The sequence below is a fragment of the Polaromonas sp. YR568 genome, from assembly GCF_943369675.1.
Taxonomy (GTDB): domain Bacteria; phylum Pseudomonadota; class Gammaproteobacteria; order Burkholderiales; family Burkholderiaceae_C; genus Polaromonas.
The window spans coordinates 1-21,365 of record NZ_CALROB020000063.1 but is presented as its reverse complement, the minus strand read 5'-3'; the positions used below and the strand labels follow the sequence as shown (position 1 = coordinate 21,365).

The window sequence follows — 21,365 nt, the reverse complement described above, 5'->3', positions numbered from 1 at the left end:
GTTCCATGGTTCGCGCCTATGTTGCCCTGGGCGCCAATCTGGGCGATGCGGCAGTGGCTTTACGCCAGGCCGTTAAGGCAATTGGCCGGTTGCCACTCACAGAAGTCCGCCAACCTTCGAGTCTCTATAAAACAGCGCCGCTGGATACCGACTCAGGCGGGGAGTCGCCCGCATCGGGCGCGGACTACCTGAACGCCGTGGTCGAAATCGATACGGGCCTCAGCGCTCCCGATTTGCTGAATCACCTGCAGCAGATTGAACAACAAGCCGGCCGCGAAAGGCCGTACCGCAACGCACCGCGCACCTTGGACCTTGACCTGCTTCTTTACGGCAACGGCCGCATCGAATCAGCGCGCCTTACCTTGCCGCATCCGCGTATGGCGCAACGGGCTTTTGTGCTGGTGCCGCTCGCGGAGATCGCACCGGATCTGGTCGGCGCCGCGCAGTTGGCGGCAGTGGCACATCAGCGGATTGAACGGCTGAGCCGGCTGGATTGACCGACTAAGGCGCCAGCCGCTCACGCAACCAGCCGGCATCACCCTGCAGCGTGTAGCGCAGGCGATCATGCAGCCGGCTTTTGCGCCCCTGCCAGAACTGCCAGTTGTCGGGCTTCAGGCGGTAGCCGCCCCAATGCGGCGGGCGCGGGGGCTGCAGCAAAAATTTCGCGCCGTATTTGGCCGCATTGGCCACCAGCACGCCGCGCCCGGTAATCACCTCGCTTTGCGGACTGGCCCAGGCGCCTATGCGGGAGTCCAGCGGCCGGCTTTTGAAATAGGCGTCGCTTTCTTCGGTAGAGACTTTTTCAACCACACCTTCGATGCGCACCACGCGCTCGAGCTCGACCCAATGGAACTGCAGCGCCGCGTAAGGATTGCCGGCCAGTTCCTGGCCCTTGCGGCTGTCGTAGTTGGTGAACCAGGTGATGCCGCGCTCGTCATAGCCCTTGATCAGCACGATGCGGGTGGAGGGGCGCAAGTCGCCGGCCACGGTGGCCAGGGTCATGGCGTTGGGTTCGGGTACCTCGGCGGCAATCGCTTCCTGCAGCCATTGTTCGAACTGTTTGAGTGGGTCGGCCTGCGAGGCGTCTTCATTGAGTTCGGCGCGTTCATAGCTTTTGCGCAGGTCGGCGATGGAGGAGTTGGGCTGGCTCATGCCTGTGATTGTGCCCGCTGGCGCCTTGTCCTTGCTGGCCGCCGCCCTTGCTGTGCCAATGCCGCGTTTTCATGGAAAGCACTTGATGGCGAATTAATATTCGCTTATATTCGCGACTTCCCCATGAAACCCAAAGACGACGAAAAGCAGCGCGCGATTGCCGAGGCCACCTTCAACCTCGTGGCCCAGACCGGCCTGAGCGGCCTGACCATGGCCGACATCGCCCGCACCGCCGGCATCGCCACCAGCACGCTTTACGTCTATTACCCGTCCAAGGACGAACTGATCAGCCAGCTCTACGAAGAAGCCAAGACCGCGACCATGCTGCGCCTGATGGACGGTGTGGTGCCCGGTTCCCCCTTGCGCAGCCGGGTGCGCCGCATCTGGGGCAACCTGCTGCGGCACCGGCTGGAGCGCTACGCCGAGGTGGTGTTCCAGGAGCAGTACTACAACTCCCCGTGGTTCACACAGGGCAACCGCGAACTGTCGACCCGGCTTGCCGCGAGCTTCCTGGCGCTGATGGAAGAAGGCCAGCAGCAGGAAATCTTCAAGCCCGTGCCGCTGCCGCTGCTGACGGCCAGCGTGGTGGGCTCGGTGCGGGAAACCGCCAACCTGATACGTACCCAGGTGCTGCCCGATGACGAGGCCGTGCAGCAGGCGGCCTTCACCCTGTGCTGGGATGCCATCAAGGCTTGAGCTGCTTGAGCCGCGCCTGAACGGGCAATACCCCTGTGATTCCGTATGCCAGCTTATTTTGATAAAACCTGGATTTAAGCGAATATAAATTCGACAAGTCATTCCCTCTTGAGCCTTCCCCCACTGACAAAAACCACAAGGAGTTCCACGATGCCCACCCTCAACATCAACGGCAAGGACGTAGCCGTCAACGCCGGTGAATCCACCCCCATCCTCTGGGCCCTGCGCGACACGCTGGGCATGACGGGCACCAAGTTTGGCTGCGGCGCGGCGCTGTGCGGCGCCTGCACCGTGCACCTGAACGGCGCGGCCATACGTTCGTGCATCACGCCGATCTCGGCCGCCGCCGGCCAGAAAATCACCACCATTGAGGCCGTGGCCGGCGACCGCGTCGGCAAGGCGGTCCAGGAGGCGTGGGTCAAGCACGACGTGGCGCAGTGCGGCTACTGCCAGAGCGGCCAGGTGATGAGCGCCACCGCTCTGCTCAAGGCCAACGCCAAACCCAGCGATACCGACATCGACGGCGCCATGGCCGGCAACATCTGCCGCTGCGGCACCTATGTGCGGATTCGCGCCGCCATCAAAGACGCCGCCCTGGCCCTGGCTTGAAGGAGAACACCATGTATTCGAATTCCACAGACCGCCTCGACATCGCCAGCCAGTTGCCCAAGGGCCTGCAGGCGCTGATGCACAAGACACAGGATGCCGTGCAAAGCATTGCCGACGCCGCCTTGCAGCGCCGCAGCTTCCTCAAGGTCGCGACCACCAGCGGTTTTGCGCTGGGCGCGTTTCCCTTGCTCGCGCCTGCGCAGACCATGGCAACGGCCGGTGCGCCCGCCGCGTCCAGCCTCAAGCCCACCCAGCAGCCCTCGGCCTTTGTGCGCATCGACAAGGACGGCACAGTGACCGTCACCATCAACCGTCTCGACTTCGGGCAGGGCGTGCAGACCGGGCTGCCCATGATCCTGGCTGAAGAACTTGACGCCGACTGGGCGATGGTCAGAAGCCAGCACGGCAATGCCGACCCGGCCTATGTGGACCCGGCTTTCGGCATGCACATCACGGGCGGCTCGGGATCGATCAAAAACTCCTACACGCAGTACCGCGAGCTCGGCGCCCGCACGCGCGCCATGCTGGTTTCGGCCGCGGCCGCGCAATGGGGCGTCGATGCGGGCGGCCTGCGCACGCAGCAGGGCGTGGTGATAGGTCCCGGTGGCAAGCGCCTTACTTACGGCGAGCTCGCCGAGGCGGCCATGAAGCAGCCGGTGCCTGAGGCGGTCACGCTCAAGGACCCGAAACAGTTCCGCATCATCGGAAAACCCACGGGCCGGCTTGACGCGCGCGCCAAGTCCAGCGGCGGCCAAAGCTACGGCATCGACGTGCGCCTGCCCGGCATGCTGACGGCGGTGGTGGCGCATCCGCCTGTGTTTGCCGGCAAGCTCAAGTCGCTGGATGACACGGCGGCCAAGGCCATCCCCGGCGTGAAGGCCGTGCTGCGCGTGCCGCTGGACCGCGGCGGCGAGGGCGTGGCCGTGGTGGCCGACGGCTACTGGGCCGCCAAGCAGGGCCGCGATGCGCTCAAGGCCGAGTGGGACAGCAGCGGCGTCGAGAAGGTCGACAGCGCGCAGCAGCTCGCCAGCTACCGCGCGCTCGCGCAGAAAGCCGGAGCGCTCAAGTACAACGACGACATCGGCAAGCTGGCTTCGGCGCCGAAAAAAATCAGCGCCGAGTTTGTTTTCCCCTACCTGGCCCACGCGCCCATGGAACCGTTGAACTGCACGGTGCAGCTCAGCGGCCAGGGCGCCGATGCGAAGGCCGAACTCTGGCTGGGCACGCAGATGCCGGGCCTGGACACGCTGGCCGCCTCCAAGGCGCTGGGCGTGGCGCCGCAGAACGTGAAGATGAACGTGCAGATGGCCGGCGGCGGTTTCGGCCGGCGCGCGATCGCGACCAGCGATTACGTCGTGGAAGCCTGCAACGTCGCCAGGGCCGCGCGCGGCGCCGGGCTCACGGCCGCGGTGCGCACCCTGTGGAGCCGGGAGGACGACATCAAGGGCGGCTACTACCGGCCCATGCACCTGCACCGCGCCGAGATCGGCTTCGACGAAAAAGGCGAGATTCTGGCCTGGGACCACGTCATCGTCGGCCAGTCCATCCTGGGCGGCACGCCGTTTGAAAGCTTTATGGTGAAAGACGGTGTGGACGGCACCATGGTCGAAGGCATGAAGGAGCCCTACGAAATCCCGATGCGCCTGTCGGTGCATCATCCCAAACTCAACGTGCCGGTGCTCTGGTGGCGCAGCGTAGGTTCCACCCACACCGCCTACGTGATGGAAACGCTGATCGACGAAATCGCGCGCGGCACCGGGCAGGACCCGGTCGCCTACCGCATGAAGCAATTCGGCGGCAAGCACCCGCGCCATGCCGCCGCGCTGCAACTGGCGGTCGACAAATCCGGCTACGGCAAGCGCGCGCTGCCCGCAGGGCGGGCCTGGGGCGTGGCGGTGCATGAGTCCTTCAACACCGTGGTTGCCTATGTGGTCGAAGCTTCCGTCAAGGACAACACACCGGTGCTGCACGGCGTCACCGCGGGTGTTCACTGCAATCTCGCCATCAACCCGACGAGTGTTGAAGCGCAGGTGCAGGGCGCTGCGCTGATGGGCTTGTCCATGTGCATGCCGGGCGCGGCCATCACGCTGAAAGACGGTGTGGTGGAGCAAAGCAACTTCGGTGACTTCCCGGTGCCGCGCATCACCGACATGCCCACGGTGGCGGTGTTCATCGTGCCCAGCGCCGACGCGCCCACGGGCCTCGGCGAGCCCGGCCTGCCGCCGTTGGCCCCGGCCTTTGCCAACGCGATCGCCCAACTCACGGGCAAGCTCGCGCCGCGCGAGCTGCCCTTTAAACTGGCGTGATGGACAAGAGCGGACCCACGGTGCTGGTGCTGGCCTCGGGCCGAGGCGAGCGCTTTGCCGAATCCGGCGGTGCCACGCACAAGCTGCAGGCGCTGCTGGCCGGCAAGCCGGTGCTGCGGCATACGCTGGACGCCGTGGCCGCCAGCGGCCTGCCCTGGCACCTGGAGGACGCGGGCCACCCCGGCATGGGGGACGCCATTGCGGCCGCCGTGCGGGCCACGCCTGATGCTTCGGGCTGGCTTGTATTGCCGGGTGACTTGCCGCTGGTGCAGGCCGCCACCTTGCGGGCCGTGGCCCATGCGCTGGCGCAGCATGTGGTGGTGGCGCCCATGTTCAAGGGCGTGCGTGGCCACCCGGTCGGTTTCTCTGCCGCGTGCCGCGATGCGCTGCTGGATTTAAACGGCGACTTCGGCGCGGCGGCCGTGCTCAGGGCGCAAGCCGCACGCAAGGCGGTTGCCTTCATCGATGTCAACGATGCGGGATCGGTCACCGACATCGATACGCTGGAAGACCTGCGGCGGGCCGAGGCGCTGCTCGCGCAACGCTGAATTTCAGACTCGCGTAATCACCGCGCAAGCCAGGCGCGGCCCGGCGTTGCCGGTGGGCTGGGTTTTGTAGTCGTCGGGGTCGCGGTGCACGATCAGGCCCTTGCCCACGATGTCGTTCATGCCGCTGCCGACGGCAATGGTTCTGGATTCAAAGCTGAACTTCGCCACGCCGGCCGCGTCGGCCTTCAGGCTGGGGATGTCGCCCGCATGGTGGGCCGTGTCCGAATGGTTGCCGTGCGGCTGGCCGCCGGGGTTGAAATGCCCGCCCGCGCTCATGCCGTCGCCGCTGGAGCAGTCGCCTTTTTCATGCACGTGAAAGCCGTGCTCGGCATTCGGCTTGAGGCCGCGAATTTCGCCCGAGACCCGCACCTTGTCGCCGCTTTGCGTGAAGCTCACCGTGCCGGTGGTGGTGTTGCCGGTGGTGCTTTGCAGCTGGGCCACGGCGCGCGGGCCGCTCATGGTGGATGCGCAGGCGCTGAGCACAAGGGCCGCGGCAAGCGGCGCCAGACGGTGGTTCATGATGAGTCTCCTCAGATGTTGGTGGGGACGAAGCGCACCACTGTAGGCCGCATGGCCCTGGCTGGCAAGGCTCAGCTGACCAGCGCCAGCAGCTTGCCCAGCGCATGGTCGTGAATCCCCAGCGTGCGCAGCTTGTCGTAGGTCAGCTGGGCATATTCACGCGTGGTGCCGTAGCGCCCGCAGGAGTCCGAAAAAATCCGCCGGTACACGTCTTCGCTGAGCACGCCGGTGTGGCTGGGGCTGCGCTTGGACAGCGTGAAGGCTAGCGCCCGCACGTCGCCCTGCGTGGTCTGGCAGCGCAGCCATTTGGGGTCGTAGACGCCGTTGGGCATTTCGCGCGCCCACAAGGCGGGCAGGGCGCCCGCCACCTGCGCCCGCGGGATGCGAAAAACCATGCCCTTGCAACTGCCGCCGTGCAGCAAGCCGAAGACCAAGCCCGGGCATTCCGGCGTGCCGCGGTTCACGCGGCTCCACATTTTCAGCGCGCGGTGGTAGCCGTGTATGGTGGCGAAGCGCTCTTCCGCATGCTCAAACTCCGGGCGCCAGATCAGGGATGCATAAGCGAAGACCCAGAGGTCGGCCTTGCCGCCCCATTCGCGCATGACGGTTTCGAGCATGTGATCGGGGTTGCGGGGAACGAAAAGGCCAGGGCCGGCCGGTTGCTGTGCTGAATGGTCCACAGCCGCACTTTACAATGGCCCGAGTTTTTGTGACGGCTTATGTGACGGGAGTGGGGCAATGTTTTCTCAGGACGATGAAGGCCAGCAAGGCCTGGTATTGGCGGTCGTTCTTGGCCTGCTTGTGTTTGTCATGACGCTGGTCATAGGCATCAGCCTGCACCGGCTGCATCGCGCCCAGTCTTCCAGCCCACAGCCGGTTCCCGCCATCGCGGTGGCCGCCGTGGCCCCCGCGGCTGTGGCTTCGGCGCCTGCCGCCGCCATCCTTCCCGACGTCGCTCAGGCCATCCAAGCGTCCCAGGCCTTGCAAGCCGCGGCCGACGCCGCCAGCGTCAAGGTCGAGCAGGGTGTGGTGCGCTTTTACTTCGGCTCCGGCAGTGCAGACCTCGCCCCCGGGGCGGTCGATGCCATGGCCGACCTCGTCAAGGCCGCCAAGGGCGGGCGCACACTGGTGATCTCGGGCTTTCACGACGCGACGGGCGACGCCGCGAAAAATGCGGCCCTGGCAAAGCAGCGTGCCGTGGCGGTGCGCGACGCGCTCAAGGCCGCGGGTGTGCCGGAGCGGCAGATCGAACTCAAGAAACCCGAACAACTGGCCGGCGGCAACGATGCCGAGGCGCGGCGCGTCGAGATTTCGCTGCAATAGAGGCGGCCGTAGCGCGCCGCTGACAGGCGCAAGAGCGGGGCGCCGACGGTGGGCTTGCCGCCTTGCGGGCAAACTGGGTTTGGTAACCGTACCGTAACCACATTCGCCTCAATTGGGCCGGTAACCCGTTACCATGGAGTCAGTAATAAAGTTACATCGACCCGGCGCCTTCCACCCAAACCAACACCCCACCATGGCCCTTCATCCCAAAGTCTCAGACATCACGGCCCGCATCGCCGCGCGCAGCCGTCCCACGCGCGAGGCCTACCTCGCGCAGCTGCATGCGGCCTCCACGCGCGACCCCGGCATGGACCGCATGGGCTGCGCCAACGTGGCGCATGCCTTCGCCGGTATGCCGGTGGACGACCGCTTCAAGGTCGTGACGCAGCGCGCGCCCAACATCGGTATCGTCACCGCCTACAACGACATGCTGTCGGCGCACACGCCTTTGCAGGCTTATCCGGCCTTCATCAAGGACGAAGCCCGCAAGCTGGGCGCCACGGCCCAGGTCGCCGGCGGCGTGCCTGCCATGTGCGACGGCGTGACCCAGGGCACCAGCGGCATGGAGCTCAGCCTGTTCAGCCGCGACGTGATCGCCATGGGCACGGCGATAGCGCTTTCGCACGACATGTTCGACGCCGCGCTGATGCTGGGCGTGTGCGACAAGATCGTGCCGGGCCTGCTGATAGGCGCGCTGCAGTTCGGCCATTTGCCCACGGTCTTTGTGCCTGCCGGGCCCATGACTTCCGGTATCCCGAACAAGGAAAAAGCCCATGTGCGGGAACAGGCCGCGCAGGGCCTGGTCGGCCGCGATGCTTTGCTGGAATCCGAGTTCAAGTCCTATCACAGCCCAGGCACCTGCACCTTCTACGGCACGGCCAACAGCAACCAGCTGCTGCTCGAAGCCATGGGCCTGCACGTGCCCGGCACCGCCTTTGTGAACCCGGGCAACGCGCTGCGCGAAGAACTCACGCGCGAAGCGGCGCGCACCGTGCTGGGCATCATCAAGGCCAAACGCTTCGCACCGATCGGCTTGGTCGTCGATGAGAAAGCCATCGTCAATGCCATGGTCGCGCTGCTGGCCACCGGCGGTTCGACCAACCATCTGATTCACTGGGTGGCCGTTGCGCACTCGGCCGGCATCGTGATTGACTGGAATGATTTCTCCGACCTCTCCGACGTGGTGCCCACGCTGGCCCATGTCTACCCCAACGGCAGCGCCGACGTGAACCAGTTCCAGGCCGCGGGCGGCCCGGGGCTCATCATTCGCGAGCTGCTGGACGCGGGCTTCATGCATGAAGACGTGCTCACCGTGCGTGAAGGCGGCATCCGTGAATACACGCGCGAACCGGCGCTCGCCGGTGGCGCACTGGCCTGGCATGAACTGGGCGCGTCGAAAGACGAATCCATCGTGCGGCCCGCCGCCCAGCCCTTTAGCGCCACCGGCGGGCTCAAGCTGCTGCAGGGCAACCTGGGCCGCAGCGTGATCAAGGTCTCCGCCGTGCCTGATGACCGCCACGTCATCGAGGCGCCGGCCCGCGTGTTTGATTCGCAGGAAGCCCTGCACCTGGCCTTCAACGCCGGCGAACTCAATCGCGACGTGGTCTGCGTGGTGCGCTGGCAGGGCCCGCAGGCCAACGGAATGCCCGAGCTGCACAAGCTCACGCCGCCGCTGGCCGTGTTGCAGGGCAAGGGCTTTAAAGTGGCGCTGGTCACCGACGGCCGCATGAGCGGCGCCTCGGGCAAGGTGCCGGCCGCCATCCACGTCTCGCCTGAAGCCGCCGCCGGCGGCCCGCTGGCCCGGGTGCGCGACGGCGACGTGGTCCGTGTCGACGCCCTCACCGGCGAACTCAAGGTCCTGGTGGCCGAGGCGGAATGGGCCGCACGGCCCGTGGAAACCATGCCCGCCGGCTTGCGCGCCAGCAACGCCGTCGGCATGGGCCGTGAACTGTTTACCGGCATGCGCCGCCACGCGCTGACGGCTGAAGAAGGAGCTTTATCGTGGATGTGAACATGAATATCAGCGGCAAGCTGACCGCCCTGCAGGTGATGCAGGATGCGCCGGTAATCCCCGTCATCGTGCTGAGCGACGTCAAGCAGGCCGTGCTGCTGGCCCGCGCGCTGGTGGCCGGCGGCATCCGCATGCTGGAAGTCACGCTGCGCACGCCGCAGGCGCTGGCCTGCATAGAAGCCATCGCGCGCGACGTGCCCGAGGCCGTCGCCGGCGCGGGCACGGTGCGCAGCGCCGCCGACGCCCAGGCCTGCGCCATGGCCGGCGCGCGTTTCGCCGTGAGCCCGGGCTACACTCACGCCGTGGGCCAGGCCTGCCGCGATACCGGCCTGCCTCTGCTGCCCGGCGTTGCCACCGGCAGCGAAATCATGATGGCCCAGGAAGACGGGCTGACGGAACTGAAGTTTTTCCCCGCGATGCAGGCCGGCGGCCCGGCCATGCTGAAAGCCTGGAGCGGCCCCTTCGGTGACGTGCGCTTTTGTCCCACGGGCGGTGTTTCCACCGCCAACGCCGCGGAGTTTTTAAGCCTGCCCAATGTGGTCTGCGTGGGCGGCTCCTGGCTCACGCCGGCGGATGCCTTGGCGCGCGGCGACTGGGCGCAGATCACGGCGCTGGCGCAGCAGGCCTGCCAGCTGCATCGCGCTTAAGGTCTTAGCGTAGCCCTGCGCCTGAAGCGTTCTCTGCGCGCTGGATCAGCTCTATCTTGTAGCCGTCCGGGTCCGTCACAAAAGCGATCACCGTGGTGCCGCCCTTCACGGGGCCGGCTTCGCGCGTGACGTTGCCGCCCGCAGCCTTGATCTTCTCGCAAGCCTCATACGCATCGGGCACGCCCAGCGCGATGTGCCCGAAGGCCGTGCCCATGTCGTAGCTTTCGGTGCCCCAGTTCCAGGTCAGCTCGATCTCGGCATGGTCCGGGTTGTTGCCGTAGCCGACAAAGGCCAGGCTGTATTTGTACTCGGGGTTTTCGGAAGTGCGCAGCAGCTTCATGCCGAGCACCTGGGTGTAGAAGTCGATGGAGCGCTGGAGATTGCCAACGCGCAGCATGGTGTGGAGTAGTCGCATGGATGTTCTATAGGGGGGGAGCCGTGGAGGGTCAATTGTCGCCAATCTCCGCTTCCCGTGCAGGCCGCTCCGTGCGGCGCTCAAATTTTTTGCGAGGCACGCCGCGGCCTTTGCCGGCGCGAGCTGCGCGGGATTAATTTTTTTGAGGCTACTCTGTAGCCGCCAGAGCCTCAAGCATTTTTCGTTGCAGCAGCTTCATGTCGCCATTCTTCAGCACGTAGCCGTTCATGCCCGCTTTCAAGGCATTCCTGACATCGAGCTCGTCGGAATTCCCGGAGAGTGCGAGGATAAAAATGCCCTGGTGCTCCCAATCCCGCGAGCGGATAGCCTGAGTCGTTTGCACGCCGTTCAGACCGGGCATGTTCATGTCCATCAGGATCAAATCGACACCTGGCGTGTTGTTCAAATGGGCCAGAACCTGGCGCCCCCCTTCGGCCTCCAGCACGTTCAGGCCCCAGTTTTTCAGGCAGTCCCCCACCATCAGGCGGTTAAGTTCGTCGTCTTCGGCCAGTATGACGGTCCGGCCTTCCAGCAGATCGCCGGGGATGACCCGCTTGTCGCTGTGCGGTGGGGTTTGCAAGGCAGTGGCGGCCTCGCTGATTTCGGTTTGCGGCAACGGGGGGAAGGTCAGCGTGAACTGTGTGAATTCACCCACCACGGAGTCGCAATGAATGTCGCCGCCGAAGGTTTGCATGGTCCGTTTGCAATACGACAGCCCAAGGCCTGTCCCCCCGGCTTTCCCCGAGGTCATGAAGGACTCAAACAGGTGCGCCAAAACCTCCTTGTCGATTCCAGGCCCCGTGTCCCTGACGGTCACCTTGTGATCGTCCACCGTCAACACGATGGTCGCGTCGGACTTCTGCCCCAGGTAATAGAGCGCGTTCTTGATCAAATTGAACAGCACAAAAACGTAGGGAGTTTCATCGCCATAAAAGGTGAAGTCTTTTATGACACGCACCGTGACGCGGTCGCGTAAATTACCGAGGTCATCGCGGACGTTTCGCTCGACAAAACTGTATTCGTCCACCGCCTTCCGGGTGGCCTTTGCGGCGGACAGGTAGGAAAACCTGCTGCGGTCCACCGTGCTGGACTTGAGAGAACCCAGAATCAGGTCTATCACCTGATGGCCCCTGTGCACCGCGATTTCTCCCATGCTGACAAACTGGCGCATGCGGGAAATGTCTTCTGCCGGGATTGCGTTGCCGTTGGCGGGCAATATCTGCCCGATGCTCTCCAGGCTCATCTTGGCCTGTCCCAGCGGGTTGCGCATTTCATGGGCAATGGAGCCCGCAAGAGAGTTTGCGATGCGCAATTTCTCCGCATCTATTTGCCTTTCCGAGAGCTTGAATGCGGCGCCGCCGACAAGAATCAGCAGGTAGGCCGGAAGTTGGGCCACCATGTCCATGGGAATGGCGGGATGAGGCGTGATGGCCCTGTAAAGCAGCGTTGCCGCGCCGCCCCCGATCAGGAGCATGACAATGGTGTTGCGCCAGTCGGTCAGCATGACCAGGAAACTCAGCGCGATAAAACAATTCGAAATCGACGGGATGCCGCCGTGCCTCACCAGCGAAAGAAACACGTTGACAAATGGCAGGCAAAAAATCAGCGCCCAATAAGAGTAGGCAAAGTAGTATTTTTTGAGTTTGTCGGGCCAGCGATTTTTCATGGCCAGCACGGTAAAAAGAATCACCACCAACACCCGGATTGCCAGGTCGTCAAAGGGACGGGGATTGGGTTTGGTGAACCGGATCAGGTAAAAAAGCACATAGGTCAGCGCACCGATGATGCCGATATATTTGAGCAGGGGCCTGCCGTGCGCATGGTAGGCCTCGTAATAGCCAAAGAGTTTTTTTAACCAACCCATATTTGTTTCAACTCTGTTGGTGCTGAAAGAACTTCGATACTAGTTTCTTTGGATATCACGCGAAAGAGGGCTGGCCACGATGCCAGGAATCCCGGGGGCGCGGCCGGTCAGCATGCGGACGCTTTCAGAACATCCGACACACGCCCCCGCATCAGGACATACGCTTCATCCGTTCCATCCACGCGTAAATTGCTGACGATGGTGGACAGCCCGAAGCGCCTGTACAGCCGGCTCAGCACGGGCGAGCAAGACGCAAAGAGTTCTTGCCCGTCGGTATGCTGGGCGAAATACGACACGCCAAGAAATACGCACTTCTTCACGAGATCGGGGCCGTTTCTGTAATCGGGATTCAATACCAGGCGCCCGATTTCCCAGTTGCCCTGGCAGTTTTCCGGGGGGATCTGTTGTTGCGCCAACAGCTTTTCAAGTGATGTCAGCCCCCGGTGCATGGGAACCAGCCTGAGGGTGCCAATCACGACGCGGTGGAACTCGAACGCAAACACAAACCCCAATTCGTCTCTTTTTTTTCTTGTTCAAAAAACTGCGCGTCACGGCATCCGGACGGCAGGTTGATATGGTCGCGCAGGGCCTGGACTTTCTCTGCCTTGGAGGGCGTGTCCAGGTGGCAAAGCGTGATTTCGTCGATGAAATTGTCCTGTAGCGGCGGAATGAAGGGTGTTCCCCCGGCGGAAAAAACGGCTCGCGGGGCATTCATCGGGCCGTGCAAGGCTTGAAGGGTGTTCTGCGCAGGATTGTTCAGACAGGTCATCATTGCGGTGCATTTCCAGGTTAAACGGCTGTGCTCGCCAAGTGTGTTCACGCCGTTTTTCTTGCCGGCGAACGGACGCGCGGTTTTGGGCGCCCCCCACGTGTTTTTTATCCCACCGGCGTCACTTTTTTTGCGTGCGCCCAGTCTATGCGCCGTGCAAGGCTGAATCAACCTGGACCCTGTCAGATATGACAGGGGATTTCCCGCCTATTTCGCTTGAATCGTGGTTCGAGGCGAAAAATGAAACATCAATTGTCCGTGTGCAGACGATCAATCCGGTGTGTGGTTCGACGGGCCGGTTCTCACCGAGGCCGGTAGATCGGCGTATCGCTGTCCGGAGCCGTGCCGACCGAGAATATGAGTGCTTTCGCCGTATATCGACAGGTGGCGACTGCGCGTTGACCGCCAACAGCCGCCACAAGGCCTTGGCCGGCGCATTTCTCTTTAAGACTACTTCTGCGCTGGCGCCTCAAACACCAGGCAGGTCGTGGTCGCGTGCGCATACAGCTTGCCGTCCGGCCCGACGATGCGGCCTTCGGCGGTGGCCAGCTGGCGGCCGCAGTGGATCACCGTGCCTGTGGCGCGCAGCGGCCCGGTCTTGTGCGAGGCGGCGCGCACGATGTTGATGCTCAGCTCGGCCGTGGTGTAGGCCCGGCCCGCCGGCATCATGGTGTGCACGGCGCAGCCCACGGCCGAATCCAGCAGCGTGGCGTACCAGCCGCCGTGCACCGTGCCCAGCGGGTTGTAGTGCTTGAGCTGCGGCGTGCCCTGGAACACGGCCTTGCCGGGCTCGACTTCGATCAGCGAGAAGTCAAGCGTTTCTGCGATGTGCGGGTAGGGCAGCTTGCCGGCCAGCATGGCGTTCATGATTTCCATGCCGGTCTTGCCCGCCACGTCTTCGGGCCGCGCCAGGCCGGGCCGGCCGCCGCCTTTTTCCATGCGGGCGCGCACCGCGGCGCTTTGTTCCATCCACTGAGTCAATGTGTCTTGCAGGGTCATGGCATCCAGATATGGTTGTATGTACAATAGTTGTAGCTACAATTAAATTATGCCAGATAAAACATCGCCTCCGAAAAAGACCAGCGCCGCCGGTGAGGCCGCGGTGCTGACCGATCTCAAGACCCGCGGTTGCACCAATCTGCGCTTGCGCCAGCTGGTGCGCCGTGTCGACCAGCATTACGACCTCGAAATGGCCAAGGCCGGCCTGAAGACCACTCAGTTTTCTTTGCTGACCTATGTGTTGCGCTTCGGTCCGTTGCGCCCGGGCGAACTCGCGCAAGGCCTCAAGCTCACGGCGTCGACGCTGTCGCGCAACCTCAAACCGCTGGTCGACGCCGGCTGGCTTGAACTTTCGGCCGGCACCGATGCGCGCAGCCGCCTTGTCAGCCTGACCGACGCGGGCCGGGCCAAACGCGAGGAGGCACGCCACCACTGGCGGGCCGCGCAGGACGCGCTCAACGCGCAGCTGGGCGCGGCGCGCGTGCTGGCGCTGCACGACCTGATTGAAGAGGCGATGGGCATTCTTTCGCCCGCCGAAGCTCCGGCCTGCGACACCTGACGCTCCCCGTCCCGGACATCCAACACCAAAACCCCATAACAACGCCTGCAAGGATTTTCATGTTCGCCTCCCAACTCTCCGCCTGGCTGCAGCGCCGCGGCATCCACTACAGCTGGGTGATCGCGGCGGTCACCTTTTTGACCATGCTGACGATGTCGGCCGCGCTGGGCCTGCCCGGCGCCATCCTGCAGCCGCTGAGCCAGGAATTCGGCTGGTCCAACGAGCAGATCTCGTCGGCCCTGGCTTTGCGTTTCGCGCTGTTCGGCCTCATGGGGCCTTTCGCGGCGGTGTTGATGGAACGCTACGGCCTGCGCGCCGTGATGTTCACCGGCCTGGCCATGGTCGGCATCGGCATGGCGCTGGCCACGCAGGCGACCCAGCTCTGGCATTTGTTCATCCTCTGGGGCGTGGTGCTGGGCCTGGGCACCGGCATGACCGCGCTGGTGCTGGGCGCCGTTGTCGCGAATCGCTGGTTCACCGCGCGGCGCGGGCTGGTGATCGGCTTGTTGACGGCCAGTTCGGCGACCGGCCAGCTCGCCTTCCTGCCGCTCGCGGCCTGGATCATCGAACACGCGGGCTGGCGTTATGCGGTCATCCCGCTGTTCATCGGCTGCCTGCTGATCGCCGTGCTCGCGTTGTGCCTCATACGCAACCGTCCTTCGGACATCGGCCTGGCGCCCTTCGGCGAAACCTTTGTACCGGGCAGCGTGGCCCCTCCGGCGGCCGTGATGAATTTCCGCACGCCCTTTGTCGCGCTGCGCGAAGCCTCGGGCAACAAGACCTTCTGGATCCTGGCGGGCACCTTTTTCATCTGCGGCCTGAGCACCAACGGCCTGGTGCAGACGCACTTCATCTCGCTGTGTGGCGACTACGGCATGACGGCCGTGCCGGCCGCTTCGGTGCTGGCGATGATGGGCGCCTTCGACTTTTTCGGCACCATTTTGTCGGGCTGGCTGTCGGACCGCTATGACAACCGCAAGCTGCTGTTCTGGTACTACGGCCTGCGCGGGCTCTCGCTGTTCTGGCTGCCGCATTCGGTCTTCTCGCTTTACGGCCTGTCGCTGTTCGCGGTGTTCTACGGCCTTGACTGGATCGCCACCGTGCCGCCCACCGTCAAGCTGGCGGGCGCGACCTTCGGCAAGGAAAAGGTCGGCCTGGTGTTCGGCTGGATCTTCGCGGCCCACCAGATAGGCGCTGCCACCGCGGCCTACGGCGCGGGCCTGACGCGCACCGTTTTGCTGACCTACACACCGGCGCTGTATGCGGCGGGCGGCGCCTGCCTGGTCGCGGCCATCATCGTCATGGCGATCCGTAAACCGCAGCCGGCCGTGGTCGCGGCGCCGCTGCGCGCCGGCGCATGAGTGCGCTTGAAGGCCGCACGCGGCTGCTGCTGGAAGCGCCCATAGGCCGGACGCTGCTGCGTCTGGCCGCGCCCAATGTGCTGGTCATGGTGGCGCAGGCGGCAGTCGGCCTGATTGAAACCTACTTTGTAGGCAAGCTCGGCACCGACGCGCTGGCCGGCATGGCGCTGGTGTTCCCCATCGTGATGCTGATGCAGATGACCTCGGCCGGCGCCATGGGTGGCGGCATCGCCTCCTCGGTGGCGCGCGCGCTGGGCGCGGGGCGGCGTGACGACGCGAACGCGCTGGTGCTGCATGCGGCGGTGGTGGCGCTGGGCTTCGGCCTGGCGTTCTCGCTGGCGCTGCTGCTGGGCGGCCGCTGGCTGTACACGCTGATGGGCGGCAGCGGTGCCTCGCTGGAGGCCGCGCTCAGCTATTCGCACTGGGTGTTTGCCGGCGCGATCCTGGTGTGGCTGTTCAACTCGCTCGCGGCCGTGATTCGCGGCACGGGCAATATGTCGGTGCCGGCCAATGTGACTGTGGCGGGTGTGGTCCTGTTGGTGCCGCTCTCGCCGCTGCTGATTTTCGGCTGGGGTCCGGTGCCTGCGCTGGGCATTGCCGGCGGCGCGATTGCGCTGCTGCTGTATTACCTGGTCGGCACGCTGGTGCTTGCGGCGTATTTGTGGTCCGACAACAGCCTGCTCAAGCCTTCGCTGGCCACGGTGAAATTGCGCTGGGCCTTGTTCCGCGACATCCTGCGCATAGGCTTGGTGGGTTCGATCTCCACCGTTGCCACCAACCTGGCCATAGGCGTGGCGACTTCGCTGGCCGGTGGCTTCGGACCGGCGGCGATTGCGGGTTACGGCACGGCCTCCAGGCTCGAATACCTGCTGGTGCCCCTGGTGTTCGGCCTGGGCGCGCCGCTGGTGGCCATGGTCGGCACCTGCATGGGCGCGGGCCAGCATGAGCGCGCGCTGCGCGCAACCTGGATAGGTGCGGCCATGGCTTTCACGCTGACCGAAGCCATAGGGCTCACGGCCGCGGCGTTTCCGCACGCCTGGCTCTCGCTCTTCGGCACGGATCCGGCCATGCTGGAGGCCGGCACGCTTTACCTGCGCGCGGTCGGCCCGTTCTATGGCTTCTTCGGCGTTGGGCTGGTCCTGTACTTTGCCTCGCAAGGCGCGGGGCGCTTGTTCTGGCCGGTGGGCGGTAATATTGCGCGGCTGGCCGTGGCGGCCGTGGGCGGCTTGCTGGCGATACGCTGGGGCGGCGGCCTGGCCCAGGTCTTCCTGGTGCAAGGCGCGGCGCTGGTGGTGTATGGCGTGGTGAGCGCCTCGGCCATCGCCGGCGGCGCATGGTTCGGCCGCGTCGGCTGGCCCTGCAGCACGGCGGCATTGCTGCGGCGCATACGGCCCGCCTGAAGTTTCAACACAGCGAAAAGGAAAAAAGCATGAGCGCGATTCCTCCAATCGGCACCGCCACGCTGCGCTACCTCGATGACCTGCAACCCGGCGACCGCTTTGTGAGCGGTGAACACGTGCTGGACGAAGCGCAGATCCTCTCCTTCGCCAGGCAGTTCGACCCCCAGCCTTTCCACCTGGACCACGAAGCGGCCAAGGCCACGCTGTTCGGCGGCCTGGCCGCCAGCGGCTGGCACACCGCCGCCATCACCATGCGCCTGTTGGTGGGCGACGGCCTGCCCCTGGCCGGCGGCATCATAGGCGCGGGTGGAGAAATCAGCTGGCCCAAACCGACACGGCCCGGCGACGTGCTGCATGTGGAGACCGAGGTCGTCAGCGTCACGCCTTCACGCACGCGGCCCGACCGAGGCATGGTCGTGGTGCGCAGCGAAACGCGCAACCAGCGCGGCGACGTGCTGCAGCAATCGATCTACAAACTCGTGGTGCCGCGCAAGCCCGCCTGAGGCGCTGTGCCAGAATCCACGCAGGCAAACCAATTTGCCGGCTTGCGGGATACATCAGATGCTCATCAATTGCGTGGTTTACCAGAACGGCACCAAGCTCGCCGACATCCCGGTCAGCGAGATCAGCGACTACATCTGCCGGCCCGACGCTTTTGTCTGGGTGGCGCTGCAGGATGCCACGCCCGAAGAACTCGAGGAAATGCAGCACGAGTTCGGCCTGCATGAACTCGCGGTCGAAGACGCCCGGCACGGCCACCAGCGGCCCAAGATCGAGGAATACGGCGCCTCGCTGTTTTCGGTGCTGCACCTGGTCGAGCCCTCCACCGAAACGCCGGGCGAACTCCACGTCGGCGAGGTCGACGTGTTCACCGGCAAGAACTATGTGCTCTCGGTGCGCAACCGCAGCAACAAGGGTTTCCTGGGCGTGCGCGAGCGCTGCGAGCGCGAGCCCGAGCTGCTGCGCAACGGCTCGGGTTTTGTGCTGTACGCCTTGATGGACGCGGTGGTGGACCGCTACTTTCCCATTCTTGACGACCTGGAGACCGAGCTGGAGCTGATCGAGAAGGAAATCTTCACGCCCGGCGCCGCGCGCAAAAACATCGAGCGGCTCTACGAACTCAAGGGCAGCGTGATGGTGCTCAAGCATGCGGTCGCGCCCTTGCTCGAAGGCGCCGGCAAGCTCTACGGCGGCCGGGTGCCGCAGATCTGCAGCGGCGTGCAGGATTATTTCCGCGACGTCGTCGACCATTTGACGCGCATCAACGCGCTGATCGAGGGTATGCGCGACACGATTGGAACGGCCATCCAGGTGAACCTGGCCATGGTGACCATCGAGGAAAGCGAGGTGACCAAGAAGCTCGCCGCCTGGGCCAGTATCTTTGCGGTCTGCACGGCCTTTGCGGGCATATGGGGCATGAACTTCGAAGCCATGCCCGAACTCAAATGGCGCTACGGCTACCTCATGGCCATCAGTATGATTGTGGTGGCGTGCTCGCTTCTTTACTGGCGCTTCAGGCGCGCCAAGTGGCTGTGACCGGGCCGGCGGCCGCTATTGCGGCGGCGTGAAATCCCGCCGCGCGGCCAGCGCCTTGCCGCGGGTCGCGCAGCCTTCGAGGTGGTCGTTGACCAGGCCCATGGCCTGTAAAAAAGCATGCATGGTGGTTGGTCCGACAAAAGTCCATCCGCGTTTCTTGAGGTCTTTGGAGAGCGCTGTCGATGCTGGTGACAGCGGCGTTGCCTTGTAGGTGTGCAGGGTCACGCGCTCGGGGCGGTCGGCAGCCAGCGGCTCCAGCTTCCAGACGTACGCGCCCAGTGAACCGAACTCGCGCCTGAGTTCGATCACCCGCCTGGCGTTGTTGATGGTCGAGGCGATCTTGCCGGCATGCCGCACGATGCCGGCGTCGGCGAGCAGGCGTTTGACCTCGGCCTCGCCAAAGCGTGCGACCTCCCCGGCATCGAAGTTGGCAAAACCCTGGCGGAAGGCCTCGCGCTTGTTCAGGATGGTCAGCCAGCTGAGTCCCGCCTGAAAACCTTCAAGGCAGATCTTCTCGAACAGGCGCCGCTCGTCGGCCACGGGGAAGCCCCATTCGGTGTCGTGATAGTGGCGGTACAGCGGGGTCGCCTGGCACCAGGCACAGCGCGGCTTGCCCTTGTCGTCGCTGAACAAGCCTTCAGCCAGGAAGGCATCAACGGGTTTTGTGGTCATGGTTGCGGTGAATACTCGCGAAGCGGAACGTCACCGGATGTTACAGTTCCTTGTCATCCCATGACGGAGTCCCTTCATGCTTTTATTGCCTCGACGCCAGCGCACACCGATACACATGGTCACGGCCATGCTGGTGGCCTGCTTCCTTGGCGCCTGCGCATCGGGTGTGCCGCAGACTCCAGCGCCCTTGTCGGTCGAATCGACTGCCGGGGCGCAGCCCGCCTACCGGCTGGCCGACGCGGTCTCTTTCAAGCTGCCCACGGCATACACGCGCACGATCAAGGCGGGCAGTCGGTGGGCGATGGCGGGGCAGGTGCCGCAGGGCCGTGTTTACCGGTCCAGTGGCGATGTCTTCTGGATAGAAGGCGCCCACGCCCATGAGGCCTACCTTGTGGTCGACGGCGGCGAGTTGGTCGGCTTTTACCTGCCGGTCGAACGCAGTTTCTCCTCACTGGGGTACCGAGTGCCCGTCAATTTCCAAAAACTTTAAAAAGGGTTAACACATGATCACTCTCCACGTGCGCAGGATCGCAGCAATCGCTGTTTCCGTTCTGGTGCTTGCGGGTTGCGCGAGCGGCGTCAAACACAAGGACATGAGCGCATCGATCGCGACGATTCCGGCCGAGCAGGGACGAGTCTATTTCTGGCGCAGCGCGGGCATGTTCGGTGCGGCCATTCAGCCCGGCATCCTGCTCGACGGCAAGCGTGTAGGCGAGTCCCAACCGGGAGGCTTCTTTTATGTCGACGCCCCCGCCGGGAACCATGAAGTGCTCATGACCACCGAAGTCGAGAAGAAGCTGACGTTCACGCTGGACAAAGGCGAAACCAAGTATGTCAAGTCGGCCGTCGGCCTGGGCATCATCGTTTACCGCGTTTATCCCGAACTCGCGAGTGCGGAAGAATCGCTCAAGGAGCTTGGCGACCTGAGCTACACCGGTAACGCAGCGGCCAAACGCTGAGGGCCGCGCCGCCCGCGGCAAAAGAAAGCGCCCTGCGAAGGGCGTTTTTTTTCGTTCAGGCCGGGACGCCGTGGTTAGTGGCAGCTTGAACAATGCGGGGAGGAGGGCAGGGGTATGCAACGCCCGCAGGCCGGCATTATCATGAAGTCCCAATCCTCCTTCGTAGACCCGCAACTCCGGAAACACGCACCATGTCTCTCCAGCTCTGGCTCGCTTTTGTCGCCGCAACCGCCATCCTGCTCATCATTCCCGGCCCCACCATCCTCACCGTCATCAGCTACTCGATGGCGCACGGCAAGCGGGCCAACATCCCGCTGGTTGCCGCCGTGGCGCTGGGCGATTCGACGGCGCTGCTGGTGTCGCTGTTCGGTCTCGGCGCCTTGCTCGCGACGTCGGCTTTCTGGTTCACCGTGGTCAAGCTGGTGGGCGGACTGTACCTGCTCTACCTGGGCATCAAGCTTTTACGCGCCGGCATCTCGCCCATGCAGGCCGCCGCGCCCGAGGCGCCGGGTTCCTTGTGGAAGCTGTTCGGCAATACCTATCTGGTCACCGCACTCAATCCCAAAGGCATTGTGTTTTTTGTCGCCTTTCTGCCGCAGTTCATCAGCCCGGGCGCCGACGTCACGCGCCAACTCTGGATGCTGGCGACGACTTTTGTGGTGATGGCCAGCCTGAACGCCACGCTGTATGCGGTGTTTGCGGCTTCGGCCCGCAGTTTGCTGGCCTCGCCGCGGGCGCAGAGACGGTTTAATTTTGCCGGCGGGTCGTTGTTGTCGATGGCTGGGGTTTGGGCTTTGTTGGCGAAGCGGCCGGTCTGAAGCCGGATCTTGCGCCGGCGGGCGCGCTTCCTCTGTGCTCTTTGCTGAGGGCGGCTGGCCGGGAGTGGCCCGGCGGCCAGTAACTTTCTTTTGCTTCCCTCCATGTCAGGATAGTTGTCGTCTCCTCATTCGATAGAAAATTGGGGCGGCAATAGAGGCAAAGAGATGAAACACAAAAGATATTCGGCAGAGCAAAAGCAGT

The 21,365-nt window shown here is 64.3% G+C and carries 25 protein-coding genes; 16 read left to right on the top strand and 9 right to left on the bottom strand.

The window, feature by feature from the left end; genetic code table 11:
• The first annotated feature begins 5 nt into the window (after positions 1-5).
• Positions 6-497 (top strand): 2-amino-4-hydroxy-6-hydroxymethyldihydropteridine diphosphokinase, encoded by a 492-nt coding sequence (gene folK / locus ACLV8F_RS23055; protein ID WP_411886529.1) that lies wholly within the window; start codon positions 6-8, stop codon positions 495-497.
• A gap of 4 nt (positions 498-501) precedes the next feature.
• On the opposite strand, the gene pdxH is transcribed toward folK, so the two are convergent.
• Positions 502-1,152, bottom strand: coding sequence for a pyridoxamine 5'-phosphate oxidase (gene pdxH / locus ACLV8F_RS23050; RefSeq protein ID WP_411886528.1), 651 nt, complete (start codon positions 1,150-1,152; stop codon positions 502-504).
• A 123-nt stretch (positions 1,153-1,275) separates the two neighbouring features.
• Between pdxH and ACLV8F_RS23045 the strand changes: the two genes are divergently transcribed.
• From ACLV8F_RS23045 to ACLV8F_RS23030, 4 genes are all read left to right on the top strand, one after another.
• Positions 1,276-1,848 (top strand): TetR/AcrR family transcriptional regulator, encoded by a 573-nt coding sequence (locus ACLV8F_RS23045; RefSeq protein ID WP_411886527.1) that lies wholly within the window; start codon positions 1,276-1,278, stop codon positions 1,846-1,848.
• A gap of 150 nt (positions 1,849-1,998) precedes the next feature.
• Positions 1,999-2,457 carry a (2Fe-2S)-binding protein gene (locus ACLV8F_RS23040; protein ID WP_411886526.1) on the top strand — a complete coding sequence of 153 codons (459 nt, stop codon included), beginning with the start codon at positions 1,999-2,001 and terminating at the stop codon, positions 2,455-2,457.
• An 11-nt stretch (positions 2,458-2,468) separates the two neighbouring features.
• Complete coding sequence (locus ACLV8F_RS23035) at positions 2,469-4,763, top strand: molybdopterin cofactor-binding domain-containing protein (RefSeq protein ID WP_411886525.1); 2,295 nt, start codon at positions 2,469-2,471, stop codon at positions 4,761-4,763.
• Entirely contained in the window at positions 4,763-5,311 is a 549-nt protein-coding gene (locus ACLV8F_RS23030; RefSeq protein ID WP_411886524.1) for an NTP transferase domain-containing protein, read from the top strand. Before ACLV8F_RS23035 ends, ACLV8F_RS23030 begins: the two co-directional genes overlap by 1 nt.
• A 3-nt stretch (positions 5,312-5,314) precedes the next feature.
• Here ACLV8F_RS23030 and ACLV8F_RS23025 read toward each other — a convergent pair whose 3' ends face one another.
• Together ACLV8F_RS23025 and ACLV8F_RS23020 are read right to left on the bottom strand one after the other, a co-directional pair.
• On the bottom strand, positions 5,315-5,830 hold the full coding sequence (locus tag ACLV8F_RS23025; RefSeq protein ID WP_411886523.1) for a superoxide dismutase family protein: 516 nt from the start codon (positions 5,828-5,830) through the stop codon (positions 5,315-5,317).
• 71 nt (positions 5,831-5,901) lie between these two features.
• Complete coding sequence (locus ACLV8F_RS23020; RefSeq protein ID WP_411886522.1) at positions 5,902-6,447, bottom strand: gamma-glutamylcyclotransferase; 546 nt, start codon at positions 6,445-6,447, stop codon at positions 5,902-5,904.
• A gap of 121 nt (positions 6,448-6,568) precedes the next feature.
• Here ACLV8F_RS23020 and ACLV8F_RS23015 point away from each other — a divergent pair, with 121 nt between their 5' ends.
• The 3 genes from ACLV8F_RS23015 to eda all read left to right on the top strand — a co-directional run bounded on the left by ACLV8F_RS23015 (position 6,569) and on the right by eda (position 9,811).
• Positions 6,569-7,153: an OmpA family protein gene (locus ACLV8F_RS23015; protein WP_411886521.1), complete on the top strand. Its 585-nt coding sequence runs from the start codon at positions 6,569-6,571 to the stop codon at positions 7,151-7,153.
• A 193-nt stretch (positions 7,154-7,346) separates the two neighbouring features.
• A complete protein-coding gene (gene edd / locus ACLV8F_RS23010) occupies positions 7,347-9,164 on the top strand; it encodes a phosphogluconate dehydratase (RefSeq protein ID WP_411886520.1) in 1,818 nt (605 codons plus the stop codon).
• 2 nt (positions 9,165-9,166) lie between these two features.
• Positions 9,167-9,811: a bifunctional 4-hydroxy-2-oxoglutarate aldolase/2-dehydro-3-deoxy-phosphogluconate aldolase gene (gene eda / locus ACLV8F_RS23005; protein WP_411886519.1), complete on the top strand. Its 645-nt coding sequence runs from the start codon at positions 9,167-9,169 to the stop codon at positions 9,809-9,811.
• Positions 9,812-9,815: 4 nt separating this feature from the next.
• Here eda and gloA read toward each other — a convergent pair whose 3' ends face one another.
• The 5 genes from gloA to ACLV8F_RS22980 all read right to left on the bottom strand — a co-directional run bounded on the left by gloA (position 9,816) and on the right by ACLV8F_RS22980 (position 13,858).
• Complete coding sequence (gloA, locus tag ACLV8F_RS23000; protein ID WP_411886518.1) at positions 9,816-10,226, bottom strand: lactoylglutathione lyase; 411 nt, start codon at positions 10,224-10,226, stop codon at positions 9,816-9,818.
• A 148-nt stretch (positions 10,227-10,374) separates the two neighbouring features.
• Positions 10,375-12,090, bottom strand: coding sequence for a hybrid sensor histidine kinase/response regulator (locus ACLV8F_RS22995; RefSeq protein WP_411886517.1), 1,716 nt, complete (start codon positions 12,088-12,090; stop codon positions 10,375-10,377).
• A gap of 107 nt (positions 12,091-12,197) precedes the next feature.
• Positions 12,198-12,593: an N-acyl amino acid synthase FeeM domain-containing protein gene (locus ACLV8F_RS22990; protein WP_411886516.1), complete on the bottom strand. Its 396-nt coding sequence runs from the start codon at positions 12,591-12,593 to the stop codon at positions 12,198-12,200.
• Complete coding sequence (locus ACLV8F_RS22985) at positions 12,563-12,910, bottom strand: hypothetical protein (protein ID WP_411886515.1); 348 nt, start codon at positions 12,908-12,910, stop codon at positions 12,563-12,565. The genes ACLV8F_RS22990 and ACLV8F_RS22985 overlap by 31 nt, the downstream gene beginning before the upstream one ends.
• A 399-nt stretch (positions 12,911-13,309) precedes the next feature.
• Positions 13,310-13,858, bottom strand: a complete 549-nt coding sequence (locus ACLV8F_RS22980; protein WP_411886514.1) for a PaaI family thioesterase — start codon at positions 13,856-13,858, stop codon at positions 13,310-13,312.
• 49 nt (positions 13,859-13,907) lie between these two features.
• Here ACLV8F_RS22980 and ACLV8F_RS22975 point away from each other — a divergent pair, with 49 nt between their 5' ends.
• Genes ACLV8F_RS22975 through ACLV8F_RS22955 form a run of 5 tightly spaced genes read left to right on the top strand, consistent with a single transcriptional unit; the run spans position 13,908 to position 18,714 of the window.
• Entirely contained in the window at positions 13,908-14,417 is a 510-nt protein-coding gene (locus ACLV8F_RS22975; protein WP_411886513.1) for a MarR family winged helix-turn-helix transcriptional regulator, read from the top strand.
• 59 nt (positions 14,418-14,476) lie between these two features.
• Positions 14,477-15,778 carry an MFS transporter gene (locus ACLV8F_RS22970; protein WP_411886512.1) on the top strand — a complete coding sequence of 434 codons (1,302 nt, stop codon included), beginning with the start codon at positions 14,477-14,479 and terminating at the stop codon, positions 15,776-15,778.
• The gene (locus ACLV8F_RS22965; RefSeq protein ID WP_411886511.1) at positions 15,775-17,178 is read left to right on the top strand and encodes an MATE family efflux transporter; all 1,404 of its coding nucleotides are present in this window, start codon (positions 15,775-15,777) and stop codon (positions 17,176-17,178) included. Before ACLV8F_RS22970 ends, ACLV8F_RS22965 begins: the two co-directional genes overlap by 4 nt.
• 29 nt (positions 17,179-17,207) lie before the next feature.
• A complete protein-coding gene (locus tag ACLV8F_RS22960; protein ID WP_411886510.1) occupies positions 17,208-17,681 on the top strand; it encodes a MaoC family dehydratase in 474 nt (157 codons plus the stop codon).
• Between the two features lie 58 nt (positions 17,682-17,739).
• The gene (locus ACLV8F_RS22955) at positions 17,740-18,714 is read left to right on the top strand and encodes a magnesium and cobalt transport protein CorA (RefSeq protein ID WP_411886509.1); all 975 of its coding nucleotides are present in this window, start codon (positions 17,740-17,742) and stop codon (positions 18,712-18,714) included.
• Between the two features lie 15 nt (positions 18,715-18,729).
• Here the strand turns inward: ACLV8F_RS22955 and ACLV8F_RS22950 are convergent, their stop codons facing one another.
• Positions 18,730-19,386 (bottom strand): DNA-3-methyladenine glycosylase I, encoded by a 657-nt coding sequence (locus ACLV8F_RS22950; protein ID WP_411886508.1) that lies wholly within the window; start codon positions 19,384-19,386, stop codon positions 18,730-18,732.
• A 76-nt stretch (positions 19,387-19,462) separates the two neighbouring features.
• On the opposite strand from ACLV8F_RS22950, the gene ACLV8F_RS22945 reads away from it, so the two are divergent.
• From ACLV8F_RS22945 to ACLV8F_RS22935, 3 genes are all read left to right on the top strand, one after another.
• Positions 19,463-19,876 (top strand): hypothetical protein, encoded by a 414-nt coding sequence (locus tag ACLV8F_RS22945; protein WP_411886507.1) that lies wholly within the window; start codon positions 19,463-19,465, stop codon positions 19,874-19,876.
• Positions 19,877-19,889: 13 nt separating this feature from the next.
• Entirely contained in the window at positions 19,890-20,345 is a 456-nt protein-coding gene (locus ACLV8F_RS22940) for a DUF2846 domain-containing protein (RefSeq protein ID WP_411886506.1), read from the top strand.
• 191 nt (positions 20,346-20,536) lie between these two features.
• Complete coding sequence (locus ACLV8F_RS22935; protein ID WP_411886505.1) at positions 20,537-21,163, top strand: LysE family translocator; 627 nt, start codon at positions 20,537-20,539, stop codon at positions 21,161-21,163.
• Positions 21,164-21,365 lie beyond the last annotated feature (202 nt).